This window comes from Nocardiopsis rhodophaea, assembly GCF_039530945.1.
Taxonomy (GTDB): domain Bacteria; phylum Actinomycetota; class Actinomycetes; order Streptosporangiales; family Streptosporangiaceae; genus Nocardiopsis_C; species Nocardiopsis_C rhodophaea.
Genome location: NZ_BAAAPC010000006.1, coordinates 90980 through 104346, shown reverse-complemented (window position 1 = coordinate 104346; position 13367 = coordinate 90980). Strand labels below are relative to the sequence as shown.

The window sequence follows — 13367 nt, the reverse complement described above, 5'->3', positions numbered from 1 at the left end:
ATCCGGAGACGAAAGTCCTGGAAGGCCACGGTGTCTCCTGGGCTTTCCGCGAGGGAAGGGAAACGCGAGAGAGGAGGCAGTATGCCCTTCGAGCTGAAGATCGAGAAGGAAGAGCCGGTCGTCATCGTTATTTACAGCTCCTGATGCGGATCAGATATTGAGGGCTGGCCGGAATGATCCGGCCGGCCCTCTCCCGATGGAGGCAATGAACCGATGAAGTTCAAAAGGGCAGGTAACGTCGGGTGCTACTGGAGGAACGGCCAGTTCTTGATCAGGAACCATCGGACACGCGCGAACATCATTGCCGATCCCATCGCCGCCCGCATCCTGGACCTATTCACGGATTGGGCCGACCCACAGGAGGCAGCGAAGGACGCGGGACTCGACCCGAAGTCAGTGGACGATGCGGCCGCGGCGCTGCACGACGCCGGAGTGCTACTTGGCCAGGAAGACGACACTGAGGACGCGCCGGACGAACGATTGCGCGCGCGTTGGGACCCCTGGGCGCCCGAGGGAGCGGCGTTCCACTTCGCCACCAGGAACGACGCGTTCGCCGACGCTTCCGACGAGTTGAAGGACGAGCTCGCCGCCGGCGGCCGACCCGCCCTCTTCAAGACCTACCCCGACGCCGACCGGCTCTTCCTGCCCCGCTCCTCCACCCGGCTGGACGCCCCGTTGGAGAGGGTCCTCCACGCGCGGCGTACGCACCGCGCGTTCTCCAACAGGGCCATCGCCCGCGAGCACCTGGCCACCTTGCTGTCGACTACCTTCGGGCCGAAAGATTTCATCGCGGCCGACCAGTTCGGCACCCTCATGCTGCGGACCAGCCCGTCCGGCGGAGCGCGCCACGAATTGGAGGCCTACGTCGCCGTCTTCGATGCCGAGGACGTCGACCCGGGCATCTACCACTACAGCGTTCGCGACCACTGCCTCGAACTCATCGCCTCCGGGGACTACCGCCCCCGGCTCGCCGACCTCTGCGGCGGACAGCAGGGCGTCGAACAGGCCGGAGCCGTGGTCGTCCTGACCGCCGTCATCGAACGCCTGACCTCCAAGTACCGCCACCCCCGGGCCTATCGGGTGATGCTGATGAACGCCGGGCACCTGGCCCAGACGTTCGTGTTGACCGCCACCGCCCTCGGGCTCGGCCCGTTCCAGACAGCCGCGTTCCACGATGAGGGAGTGGAGTCCCTCCTCGGGATCGACGGCATCGCCGAGCCCGCCCTGTACGTCCTGACGGTCGGGGTCCCCGCCACTGACGACCAGGGCAGGGTCACCTACCTGCACGGTCCCACAACGTTGGAGTCCGCAGGGATCACGCGCTTCGACGCCACTGATCGGCATGGCTGACCCGGGGTGCTCCCCGCCTTCCCCTTCTCCGACAGCGGGACGGCGCCTACTACCCGGAGGCCCCTTCGCCCGGTTCTGGGCCGGGCATACCAGCAGCAACCTGGCCGACGGGGTCATGCTCACCGCGCTGCCACTGCTGGCCGTGACCATCACGACCGACCCTGTGGCGGTGGCGGGGCTGACGGTGGTGTGGTATCTACCGTGGCTGCTGTTCGGGTTCCACGTCGGAGCGCTCGTCGATCGAATCGATCAACGGGTCGCGATGGTCACCGTCAACGCGGTGCGCGCCGGTTGCCTGGGCGCCCTGTCGATTTTCACCCTGCTTGGCGTCCGGTCGATCTGGCTGCTGTACGTCGCGATGTTCGTGGCGATGACGTGTGAGGTCGTCTACGACACGGCGGGGCGGACAGTTCTGCCCCGCATCGTTGCCCGCCCGGAGCTGCGCCGCGCCAACAGCCGGTTGGAGGGCGGCCGCATCGTCACGGAGGGCGTCCTCGGGGGGCCTGTCGCAAGCGTCCTTTTCGCCGTGGCGGCGGCCGCCCCGCTCGTCCTCAACGCCGGGGCGTACCTTGTCGGCGCCGCGCTCGTGCTCGCCGTACCGCTCGCTCGCCGGCCTGGCGCGGCGGCGCGGCGCTCGGCACAGCCGTCGGGACAACCGTCTCACCGCCCGTCGCTGACCCGCGAGGCCGCGGCCGGCCTACGGTTCGTCTGGTCCGACCGCGTGCAGCGCGGGATGGCCCTGTCCACGGTGGTGGCGACGCTGGCCGCCGGTGCGCTGAACGCGATTCTGGTCCTGTTCGTCACCCAGACCCTGGGCGTCCCGATCGCCCTCTACGGGGTCTACATGGCGACGTCGGCCATCGGCGGGATCATCGGTGCCGCGATCTGCGACCGGCTCACCCGGCGGTTCGGTGCCGCGCGCGTACTGGTCACGGTCCACCTCACTCTGGGCGGCGTGTTGGCCGCTGCCGCCCTCGTCCCGAATATCTACGTGGGCGCCATTGCGGTGGGGTTCTTGGGGCTGGCGATGACCGTCATCAACGTCGTCGTGATATCGCTGCTGCAGGTGATCACCCCAGAGCCGATCATGGGGCGGGCGATGGCGTCACGCCGCACTCTGGCGAAGGCCGTCGGCCCCCTGGGCGCGCTGGTCGGAGGCGCGCTCGGGCGCTGGGGGCTGGAGCTCCCCATCCTCTTCGCAGCGGTCGCGGTGGCGGCGATTCCTCTCGTCCTCCGACGGACATTCCACAGCGCCGCCGAGCGGGCCGCGTCCACCACCGTCGACGAAACCGAACCCGGTTGAGCCTACCCGGCTCCTCCCTGCTGACGATGTCTTCCCGACCCGAGCCAGAACGCGGCCCATTGCATCCCCCGTGGCGGAGGTCCGAGAGCGTCGACCCGCGCCGACGACCTGTCGCGCTCTTCGCGCACCGGGCCTCGCCCCCGTGGTTTGACCCGCGATGAGCTTCGTGCCGCGGGAGTGGGCAGGCAATTGGAATGGCACAGCGCCGCTGGTCTGGATCGGAGGGCCAACGGCGCTGTGTCGGAGGGCCATATGAGGTGGGCGGGGCAGAGCTCGACCCCGCGGCTCAGGGATGATGAGCCGGATCAGTCGTCACAGCCCGGAACTCGTCCCATGAGGCGCCGCCGCAGGGCTCGTAGTCGGTGCGGCTCGAAAACGGCGGCTCCGCGAGGTCGTCGCCCTCAAGCCAGACGGACTCGCACTCCCCGCATAGCCACAGCCGCTCCCCTGTACGCTCGGCCAGCATCTCCGCGACGTCGGGAAGACCGCAGAGACTACAGGTCCACACGTCCGTCTCCTCCTTGCCGTTCCACGAGTCACAGATCGCCGCACTGGCCGGTGGCGGGGCCGGTCACGGAGTTGGGGGCGCCGAAATCGGTGACCGAGGGGGTGTTGCCGGTGCAGTCGATTCCCCTGCGGAGGCGGTTACCGGCGACGATGACACCGTAACGTTCGCCGGCGACCTTCGTCGGCCACGAGGCGGTCCAGTCGGGGGACGGAGTCTGGGCGTTGCCGCGCAGGAGGACCGGGCCGATCAGGTCGGAACCCAGGAGCGAGGTCTCAGCGGTGGTGCCCATGATGTGTACCGCCCCGGTGACCTTCGTGTCGGCGATGCGGACGGTCGTGGCGCCGTCGGCGGTCAGGCCGTCCGTTACCGTCGTGCCCTGCGCGATCACGGACGCCCCCGGCTCGACGGTCACCCCGCCGACAACGGTCGCGCCGTCGAGGCACACCGTCCCGTCGTTCACGTCCAGGTCGCCGCGGTGCACGCCGATGACCGTTTCTGTGCACGCGGGATCGTCGCCCGGCACCACGGTCGCTCGGAATGAGTCAGCCGCGCCGATGTTCCCAGCGGCGTCGATGGCGCGGTGCTCGATGGTGTGCGTGCCCCAGCCCGGCTCGTGGTCGTCCACCTCGGACAAGGCCATGGACAGACCGCCGCTGCCCAGGCTCCCGTAGAGGAGGTTGTCGACGTTCGTCCCGCGCGGGGTGAGGAGGAACGGCGCGTCCGGGTCGGTGGGCCAACCGTAGTAGTGGTGCCAGCCGTCACCGTCGACACGGAACTCCGCGACGACGGGGCCCTCGCGGTCGTCACGGGGGTCCAGTCCAAACGTGAGGGAGCCGAGGTGGATGCCGTGCTCGCCCTCGGCGCCGCGCACCGGCGCGGCGGGAGCGGACGGTTCGCGCTCGGCGGTCGGGCCAGTGGCGTCGACGGTCCAGGTGAGGGTGTCCGGGGCCTCGGTGCCCGGGTCGGCGGTGGCGGTAAGCGTGTGCGTGCCGCTCTCCAGTTGCAATTCGCCGAGGTTGAGCGTGCGGCCGTCCGCGGAGGTGGCGACCGTCTCCCCGTCCAGTTCCCAGACCACCTCGGGCACTCGGTCGGAGGGATGCGTCGTCTCCGCGTAGACGACCTCGTCGGAGGCGACCGGCCGCTCGGTGTCACGGGCGGCGGTGAACCGCACCGGCGCGTCGGCGGGCGGCAGCGGGGCCCCGATCGTCCAGGTGCGGGTCTGCGTTAGCGCGGGCGACGTGCGGACCTCCGGGTCGCGCACGAACGGCGTGGGGTCCTGCACCCGCACCGTCACCTCGGTCCCCACGTCGAGGTCGAGGTCGGACAGGTCCAGCGCACGCTGCCCATCGGCATCGGGACGTTCCTCGCCGTCGATCGTCCAGGTGAAGGAGAGGTCGTGGAAGGCGGGGTGCGGCGCCTCGACCCACACCGCGTCGTGCGGGCCGACCTCACCCTCCGGGGTGGAGGAGACCGGTAGCTGCCCGCGGTCGCGCTGGCCGGAGATACGCCGAACCATCACTTCTCGGCTGACCTGATCGAAGTAGTAGCCCAGGGTCTTCATCATCGAGTGCCGGCTGGGGCGCCACACCCCCGCAGAGTGATACAGCCCGCCCTCGTGGCCATCGGACCCTGCTGCGCCGATAATGCCACCGGACGCACTCTTCTCGCCGAGCCACCGCCACCACTTGGCCCGCTGTTCCGTCATCTCCTCGGGCGTCATGACCGTGAGGTGCGCCGAGGCTGGTTCGCCGCCGTCCCAGCGCCCCAGGCTGCTTTCGCGCCGGTAGTAGGGGTACTCGTCCTGCAGTCCGCCGAGTGAGTGTCCCAGTTCGTGCGGGGTGATCAGGGAGGACAGGGCGTTGCCCGCGGAGGCGGTGGCGTGGGTGCCTCCGGCGCCGCCGTAGGTCTCGCTGTTGGCCAGGGCGAGGATCTGCCGGTTATCCGCGCTGACGCCGGGGACGAGGTCGGCGACGGCGTTGGCGCGCCTGCTGTCGACGGTCAGCAGGCGTTGCAGCCCGTTGGGGTCGCAGCCGCCGTAGAAGCCCATGTCCAGTACGGTGTCGCGGTCGCCGGCGGCGAGGTCGGGGTCGCAGTCGACGCCGGACTCGGGGGAGGGTGTCTCGACGGCGTAGACGTTGAAGTAGTCGCGGTAGCTGCGGAAAGGCTCGATGCTCCACTGCACGGCCAGGTGTTCCTGGACCTGCTCGCGGAACAGGGGCAACTCCTCATCCATATAGCCATCGCCGAGGATGACCAGGTTGAACCGCTTGTCGGGGTCACCGGTGACCTGGATCGGTACCACCTCTGCGGCGTCGAGGGTGTCGGCGGCCGCGGGGGCAATGCTCACCAGGGGGAGCGCGAACCCGGCCAAGGGGAGGGCGGCCAGACACGCTGTCAAGCATCTGTGCATAGGGGGGTCCTTTGCGTTTAGTATGCACGGTGCTGCGGGGGGTAAGCGTCGAGGCGAAGAGTAACCGCGCGAACCCGTTGTGGGAAGGGCCCCTCGGAGCGCCCGAAAGCCGCGCCCTCCCTATCGCGCCGGTGATGAGCCGACGGGGTGGAGCGACCAAGCCGCACCACCCCACACCCCCGCCCCGGCCCTGGCGACCGGCAACCTGGACGGCCTAACGCCGAGTGTCCGCGCTCCTGGAGTGGGGACGCCGTAAGGGCCTCTTTTCGTCACCTCTGGATCCACGCAGCGGGCGACATCGCCACGGTGCCCCACCCCGTCACGGCGGCGGGCCCGCCTTTCCGCCAGGGAACCCGTGCGGGCCGTCACCACCGCGGTGTCCCCGCGGTAGCCGCACGGACGTTGTCACATGCTGTGCTTGGCTGCCCCCAATATCGTCCTGATCCGCGGCGGTCATGCGGAACCGGGGCCGAGGAGTGTGGGAAGGGAGGTCGACAGGCGGTCCCACAACTCCGGGGGAGCGGCGAAGTCCGGGTCGGACTGGTAGACGTCGGCGACCGCGAAATCCAGTTCCCGGGCAGCGGTCTCGACCGTTGGCTGCTGCGGGCGTGGACCAACTCCAGTGTGCCCCGGTGGCATGGGCCGCGCCGTGCGATGGCACACAGGGGGCTGCCATCCGCCCAGGCCCGCCCCCGTGACCAGCACAATGATGAGGATTTTCGCGCGGGATCCACCGAGCACTCCGCCCCGGCCGTCACCGATCGTTCGGGCCCCGCCGAGTCGCGGGCGAATGAGCCGTGACCCACGCCGTCAGCGCCCTCCCGGTCCCGCGCGGCCCCGTGTCGCACACGATCGGACAGCGCTCCGGCGCGCTCCGGCGCGGTCCGGTGCGGGTGGGGGAGGCGGGGCCCGCGCGTGCTCCTCCAGCTCGGAGGGCAGGCCCGCCGGAACGCGCAGAGTGCTGCACATGACAGGTTGGCGCGGTGCTAGCTGACAGCCGCTGTTCCGTCGTCGCCCGCCCCGAGCGCGGTGAGAGCCGCTTCCCACCGCGTTCGCCGCTGGGCGGGGGTCAGCTCCCACCAGGGGGTGCCCCGCTCTCCCAGTCCTTCCTTGGCCTGCTGAACGCGGTCCCGGGCGGCGCGCTCGCCCACGGGATCGCCGGCGCGCCGGGCCGCAGCGACCGCCCGCCGCGCGGCCATCAGGTGGCGGACCAGCCGATCCCGGACCGGCTCCGGCAGCAGGGGGTCGCTCGCGCGCCACCTCCGTCCGGCCACCACAATGAACCGGTCGTCATCCGAGGACGCAGACGAGGCCACACCACGGTGCTGCCCCCCGGACGCCCCCGCCTAACCAGGAGGCGATGGTGCAACAGCGCCAAGTGGCCGCGGCAGCTCCCGCCGCCGAGCGGGATGCAACGGCGTCGCGCGGCGGGGCCTCGGCTCCTCTCGCGCCCGGCCTGCGTGCGGCGCATTCCCAGAAGGAAAGACATCGGTTGCTGGGATGTGATTACTGCCAGGCCGCGGGGCGATAAGAGAAGTGGACGCTGTTCCGGCCGAATTGTTCCATGCCGATATGGGAGTGACTTCCGGTGAGCGTGCGGATACCCACTCGTATTCAGCGAGGCTCACCGGACACGGGGGGTCTGCGGCCATCGTCAACCGGCCCCCACACCGCCGCGCCGTCGACCTGTCCAGGCAGATCGACGGCGCCTACCTCATGCTCGCTCGGGGTAGGCCGGGCGGGGCTCGAACCCGCGACCCAGGGATTATGAGTCCCCTGCTCTAACCTGCTGAGCTACCGGCCCACGCGCGGGGGAGGGGTGTCCGTTCCGCGCATAGGACCCCAGGGTCTTGGTGACCGGGATCATCGTCATCTTAACAGGGGGGCGGCCGAGTGGTTCCGGCCGGAATCCGGGGTTTGTGGGCGGTACGGGCGTCTTCGGGGCGGTAACGGCGCCGGACGAGGAGGGCATTGGTGTGATCTCCGGCGTGTGCTGCTGGTGGTAGAGGCGTTGTGCTTCGTGATGGGGGGCGCGGGCCGGGCGAGTGTCGAAAAGCCTCCCGTGCCGGGGCCGGCGTGGTGATCGCGGACCACGGCGCGGGGTGTGAAGCTATGACTACTAGGGTGGTTAACCGTACCGTCGGGTAATCGGCGGGAGCGCGGCGTGCGTGGCCGGGGTGGGCTGCGTGCGCGTCGTGGGCCGCGGGATAGCATCGCGGGTCGCACATACGTCATCAGGAGAAGAAGGTCATGGCCCAAGTACCCGTCAACGTCACCGTCACCGGCGCGGCAGGACAGATCGGCTACGCGCTGCTGTTCCGCATCGCCTCCGGCCAGCTGCTGGGCGCCGACACGCCGGTGAAGCTTCGCCTGCTCGAAATCCCGCAAGCCGTCAAGGCTGCCGAAGGCACCGCGATGGAGCTCGACGACTGCGCGTTCCCGCTGCTCCAGGGCATTGACATCTTCGACAACCCGGGCCAGGCATTCGAGGGCAGCAACGTGGCGCTGCTCGTTGGCGCGCGCCCCCGCACCAAGGGGATGGAACGCGGCGACCTGCTGGAGGCCAACGGCGGCATCTTCAAGCCGCAGGGCGAGGCCATCAACGCCGGTGCCGCCGACGACATCCGCGTTCTCGTGGTCGGCAACCCGGCCAACACGAACGCGCTGATCGCCCAGGCCCACGCCCCGGACGTCCCGGCTGAGCGCTTCACCGCCATGACGCGCCTGGACCACAACCGCGCTCTTACCCAGCTCGCCAAGAAGCTCGGTGTCTCGATCAACGAGATCAAGAAGCTGACCATCTGGGGCAACCACTCGGCCACCCAGTACCCCGACATCTTCCACGCCGAGGTCAACGGCACCACCGGGGCCAAGGCGGTGGGCGACCAGGCCTGGCTGGAGAACGAGTTCATTCCGACCGTCGCCAAGCGCGGCGCGGCCATCATCGAGGCGCGCGGCGCCTCCTCGGCCGCCTCCGCCGCCAACGCCGCCATCGACCACGTCTATGACTGGGTCAACGGCACCCCCGAGGGCGACTGGACGTCGGCGGCCATCCCGTCCGACGGCTCCTACGGTGTCCCGCCGGGCCTGATCTCCTCCTTCCCGGTCGTGTCGCGCGACGGCCGCTGGGAGATCGTCCAGGGCCTGGACATCGACGACTTCTCCCGCAGCCGCATCGACGCCTCCGTCCAGGAACTGGTCGAGGAGCGCGACGCGGTCAAGAAGCTGGGGCTGGTCTAAGGCCGCCACCGCGACGACGCGTCGATGCGTCGCCTCCGACGAGCGGGCGCGCCCTATTCCCCGCGGGGAGTAGGGCGCGCCCCTTTTCCATGTCCGGGGCAGTGGTGTGGAGCGGGCAGTATGGAAGACGTGAGTCTCATCGATCAGCTTCCGCCGGCCCCAGAACCCGATTCCCTTTTCGAGGCGTTCGCGTCGTGGGCCGAGGAGCGCGGGCTCACGCTCTACCCGCACCAAGAGGAAGCCCTCATCGAGACGGTGTCGGGCTCCAACGTCATCCTCAACACCCCCACCGGCTCCGGCAAGAGCCTGGTCGCCGCAGGTGCGCTGTTCGCCGCGCTCGCCCGGGACGAGTGCAGCTTCTACACCGCGCCGATCAAGGCGCTGGTCTCGGAGAAGTTCTTCGAGCTGTGCGCGATCTTCGGCACCGACAACGTGGGGATGATGACCGGCGACGCCAGCGTCAACGCCGACGCCCCCATCGTCTGCTGCACGGCCGAGGTCCTGGCCAACATCGCCCTGCGCGACGGCGCCGACGCCGACATCGGCATGGTCGTCATGGACGAGTTCCACTTCTACGCCGAGCCCGACCGCGGCTGGGCGTGGCAGGTGCCGCTGCTGGAACTCCCGCAGGCGCAGTTCCTGCTGATGTCGGCCACGCTGGGTGACGTCAGCCGGTTCGAGAAGGACCTGACCCGCCGCACCGGCCGCGAGACGACGGTCGTGAGCTCGGCCGAGCGCCCCGTCCCGTTGTACTACTCCTACCGGACCACGCCCCTGCACGAGACGCTCGAAGAGCTCCTTGAGACCCGCGAGTCCCCCGTCTACATCGTCCACTTCACGCAGGCGCAGGCGGTGGAGCGCGCCCAGTCGCTCACCAGCATCAACATGTGCACGCGGGCCGAGAAGGAGGAGATCGCCAAGGAGATCGGCAACTTCCGCTTCACCACGAAGTTCGGCCGCAATCTGTCCCGCTATGTGCGGCACGGCATCGGCGTCCACCACGCGGGCATGCTCCCCAAATACCGGCGGCTGGTCGAGCGCCTGGCCCAGGCCGGGCTCCTCAAGGTCATATGCGGCACCGACACGCTCGGCGTCGGCGTCAACGTGCCGATTCGCACGGTGCTGTTCACCGCCCTGAGCAAGTACGACGGCACGCGCGTGCGGCGTCTCACCGCCCGCGAGTTCCACCAGATCGCCGGGCGTGCCGGCCGTGCCGGGTTCGACACCGTGGGAAACGTCGTGGCCCAGGCCCCCGAGCACGTCATCGAGAACGAGAAGGCGCTGGCCAAGGCCGGCGACGACGCCAAGAAGCGGCGCAAGGTGGTCCGCAAGAAGGCCCCCGACGGGTTCGTCAGCTGGGACCAGAGCACCTTCGAGAAGCTGATCGGCGCCGAGCCCGAGCCCCTGAAGTCGCGGTTCCGGGTCAGCAACGCGATGCTGCTGAGCGTCATCGCCCGGCCGGGCGACTGCTTCGCGGCGATGCGGCACCTGCTCACCGACAACCACGACGACCGCCCGACCCAGCGGCGGCAGATCAGCGAGGCCATCGCGATGTACCGCTCGCTGCTGGACGGCGGCATCGTGGAGAAGCTGCCGGAGCCCGACGAGCAGGGCCGCACCGCGCGCCTGACTGTCGACCTGCAGCCCGACTTCGCGCTCAACCAGCCGCTGTCGACCTTCGCCCTGGCCGCCCTCGACCTGCTCGACCCCCAGTCGCCGAGCTACGCGCTGGACGTGCTGACCGTCGTGGAGTCGACCCTGGACGACCCCCGGCAGATCCTCGGCGCCCAGCTGAACAAGGCCCGGGGCGAGGCCATCGCGCAGATGAAGGCCGACGGGGTCGAGTACGAGGAGCGGATGGAGCGGCTGGAGGAGGTCGAGTACCCCAAGCCGCTCCAGGAGCTGCTGGACCACGCCTACGACGTCTACCGGCGCGGGCACCCGTGGGTGGGCGACCACCCGCTCCGGCCCAAGTCGGTGGCGCGCGACCTGTTCGAGCGCGCGATGACGTTCACCGACTACGTCGGCTTCTACGAGCTGGCGCGCTCGGAGGGCCTGGTGCTGCGCTACCTGGCCAGCGCCTACAAGGCTCTCAGCCAGACCGTGCCCGAGGACGCCAAGACCGAGGAGCTCCGCGACCTCATTGAGTGGCTGGGTGAGCTCGTCCGCCAGGTCGACTCCAGCCTGCTGGACGAGTGGGAGGAGCTCACCAACCCTGACGAGGACGAAGAAAGCACCGAGACGCGGATCGAGGAGCGCCCGAAGCCGGTGTCCGCGAACCCGCGCGCTTTCCGCGTGCTGGTCCGTAACGAGCTGTTCCGCCGGGTCGAGCTGGCCGCGCGGCGCCGCTACGACGAGCTGGGCGCGCTCGACGGGGACGGCGGCTGGGACGCCGAGGAGTGGGAAGAGGCCATGGAGGCCTACTACGGCGAGCACGACGAGCTCGGTATCGGCCCCGACGCCCGCGGCCCCAAAATGCTTCTCATCGAGGAGGGGAGCGGGAGCTGGAAGGTCCGGCAGATTTTCGATGACCCCGAGGACGACCACGACTGGGGCATCAGCGCCGAGATCGACCTCGCCGCCTCTGACGAGGTGGGCCACGCCGTCGTGCGCGTGCTGGACGTGAATCGCCTGTAGCCGGACACCGCGGGGGAGCCGGATGGGATGAGTTCCGCCTCGGGGAGCGCCACACCGTGGAGTCGTCGGTCAGCGGGCCCGTCGGGCGTCAGCCCGAGGTCATCGGCTGGGACGGTGTGCACGTGCTGAACAGGCGGAGTTCCAACCACTCCCGCAGTGCTCTGTCGGCCCACGCGACCGACGCCCCCGCCCCGGTCGCCGCCTGGCCCACCGGTCCGCCCGCCGCCAGGTGGCGGAGGAGGTCGAACTCGTGCACGTCGATCTCTCTCGCATAGACGGTGTAGTCGAGCCGCGACAGGTAGAGGTGCGTCGGCCGCCGCGCCGGGATCGGCGGGTCGTGGCCGCGCCGGACCGCCGTGGCGAACGTGTGCACCGGCGCCCCGGTGCGCATCACTCGAACACACGGTGCGATCCCAAGCACGGTCTGTACCCACGCGCGGCTTCCGGCGTCCGGCAGGACGTTCGCTCCTGGGTAGGCGCGCCCTTCGGGGCCGGGTGCCGTGTGCGCCTCGGCGAAGGCCCGTTCGAAGTCGGCGAGGTCGATGAGGGTGTCGATCCAGCCGTCACCGACCTCGTCGGCGTCCGGATCCTCGTCCGGCCGGGTCTCCCGCAGAAAGTCGGCGAACCCGCCACCCAGCGGGTGCAGGGTGTGGCTTCGCGACGGTCTCTGGTCCAGGTATTCCAGGGCGAACGCGTCGAAGACCTCGTCATCGAGCACCCGGTGGAGTACCGGATACTGGGCCCGCATGCACTCCACCAGCCGCGCCCGGTACCCCTGTTGGTAGATGGCGAGGCGGTACCGTGCCGAGAGTGTGGCGGAGGCGGTCACGACGCCCGGCGCCGCGTCCGCCGCAGAGGAGTCCAGAATTGCCGACTGCAGCCACGCCTGCGTCCGGTGCAGCGCGTCATCCGGCATGGTCGCGGATCACTTCCGATCGCCTGGCCGTTGCCGAGAACGCCCGTGCTCGGTCGAGCTCGTCGAGGAGCTCCGGGAACGGCGGGATCCGGTCGTCCCATTCCAGGAGGGTGGACACCGCGTCTGTCCGGTCCAGCGCTTGTCGGTACAGCTCCCACACCGGGTCGGCGACCGGCCGGTCGTGGGTGTCGATGAGGTGGGTGCCGTGGTCGGTGTGGCCGGCGAGGTGGAACTGCACGACGCGGTCGGCCGGCACCGAGCGCAGGTAGGCCGCGGGATCGAAGCCGTGGTTGCGGGAGGAGACGTAGACGTTGTTAACGTCCAGCAGCAGTCCGCAGTCGGCGTCCTCTGCCATCCGCGCGAGGAACTCCCACTCGGTCAGCGTGGATTGCGTGTACTCCAGGTAGCTGCTCGGGTTCTCCACGACCAGCGGCCGTTCCAGGATGTCCTGGGCGACGCGGATCCGCTCGACCACGTGGCGCAAGGACTGCTCGGTGAACGGCATCGGCAGCAGGTCGTGGGTGTTAATCCCGAGCACACCGGTCCAGCAGAGGTGGTCCGAGACCCACGCCGCGCCGTACCGGTCGGCCAGCCGCCGGACCCGGTGCAGGTAGCCGAGGTCCAGCGGATCGCTACTCCCGATCGACATCGACACCCCGTGCATAACGATCGGGTAGGAGTCGGCGACCTGTTCCAGGACGTGGCGCGGAAACCCGTCGACGTCCAGGAAGTTCTCGGTGATGACCTCGAACCAGTCGACCCTCGGCCGGTGGCTGAGCACATAGGAGTGGTGGCACGCCCGCAGGCCGACGCCGAAGCCGAGGTCGGGGAGGCCGAGCCGCGCGGTCGGCATCAGGCTCCGCCCTCGACGACCAGTCGTGGCAGCTCTTCCCTGGCGATGCCGCGGCGGCCGACGCCGCTCCCGTTGCCCGTGCGTGCGTTCACGGCAGCTCACTCCCCCGTAGCGGTGCGTGGGATCTGTGGTGCGGGTGGCCGGGGCCCG

Annotated in this window: 10 protein-coding genes and 1 tRNA gene; 4 read left to right on the top strand and 7 right to left on the bottom strand. The window is 69.8% G+C overall.

Features of this window, described 5'->3' with window-relative positions; translation table 11 throughout:
• Positions 1–267: 267 nt before the first annotated feature.
• Positions 268–1350, top strand: a complete 1083-nt coding sequence (locus ABD259_RS08465) for a SagB/ThcOx family dehydrogenase (protein ID WP_344108100.1) — start codon at positions 268–270, stop codon at positions 1348–1350.
• Entirely contained in the window at positions 1343–2653 is a 1311-nt protein-coding gene (locus ABD259_RS08460) for an MFS transporter (RefSeq protein WP_344108103.1), read from the top strand. Before ABD259_RS08465 ends, ABD259_RS08460 begins: the two co-directional genes overlap by 8 nt.
• A gap of 286 nt (positions 2654–2939) precedes the next feature.
• On the opposite strand, the gene ABD259_RS08455 is transcribed toward ABD259_RS08460, so the two are convergent.
• From ABD259_RS08455 to ABD259_RS08435, 5 genes are all read right to left on the bottom strand, one after another.
• On the bottom strand, positions 2940–3161 hold the full coding sequence (locus ABD259_RS08455; protein ID WP_344108105.1) for a hypothetical protein: 222 nt from the start codon (positions 3159–3161) through the stop codon (positions 2940–2942).
• A 28-nt stretch (positions 3162–3189) separates the two neighbouring features.
• Positions 3190–5559: a M64 family metallopeptidase gene (locus ABD259_RS08450; protein ID WP_344161344.1), complete on the bottom strand. Its 2370-nt coding sequence runs from the start codon at positions 5557–5559 to the stop codon at positions 3190–3192.
• Between the two features lie 465 nt (positions 5560–6024).
• Positions 6025–6210: a hypothetical protein gene (locus tag ABD259_RS08445; RefSeq protein ID WP_344108110.1), complete on the bottom strand. Its 186-nt coding sequence runs from the start codon at positions 6208–6210 to the stop codon at positions 6025–6027.
• Between the two features lie 347 nt (positions 6211–6557).
• Positions 6558–6887 (bottom strand): hypothetical protein, encoded by a 330-nt coding sequence (locus tag ABD259_RS08440; RefSeq protein WP_344108112.1) that lies wholly within the window; start codon positions 6885–6887, stop codon positions 6558–6560.
• 414 nt (positions 6888–7301) lie between these two features.
• Positions 7302–7375, bottom strand: a tRNA-Ile gene (locus ABD259_RS08435).
• A 446-nt stretch (positions 7376–7821) separates the two neighbouring features.
• Here ABD259_RS08435 and ABD259_RS08430 point away from each other — a divergent pair.
• Together ABD259_RS08430 and ABD259_RS08425 are read left to right on the top strand one after the other, a co-directional pair.
• Complete coding sequence (locus tag ABD259_RS08430) at positions 7822–8811, top strand: malate dehydrogenase (RefSeq protein ID WP_344161341.1); 990 nt, start codon at positions 7822–7824, stop codon at positions 8809–8811.
• Positions 8812–8931: 120 nt separating this feature from the next.
• Positions 8932–11448 (top strand): DEAD/DEAH box helicase, encoded by a 2517-nt coding sequence (locus tag ABD259_RS08425; RefSeq protein ID WP_344108116.1) that lies wholly within the window; start codon positions 8932–8934, stop codon positions 11446–11448.
• Positions 11449–11536: 88 nt separating this feature from the next.
• Here the strand turns inward: ABD259_RS08425 and ABD259_RS08420 are convergent, their stop codons facing one another.
• Entirely contained in the window at positions 11537–12364 is an 828-nt protein-coding gene (locus ABD259_RS08420) for an HvfC/BufC family peptide modification chaperone (protein WP_344108118.1), read from the bottom strand.
• Positions 12354–13217, bottom strand: coding sequence for an MNIO family bufferin maturase (gene bufB / locus ABD259_RS08415; protein WP_344161338.1), 864 nt, complete (start codon positions 13215–13217; stop codon positions 12354–12356). The genes ABD259_RS08420 and bufB overlap by 11 nt, the downstream gene beginning before the upstream one ends.
• Positions 13218–13367 lie beyond the last annotated feature (150 nt).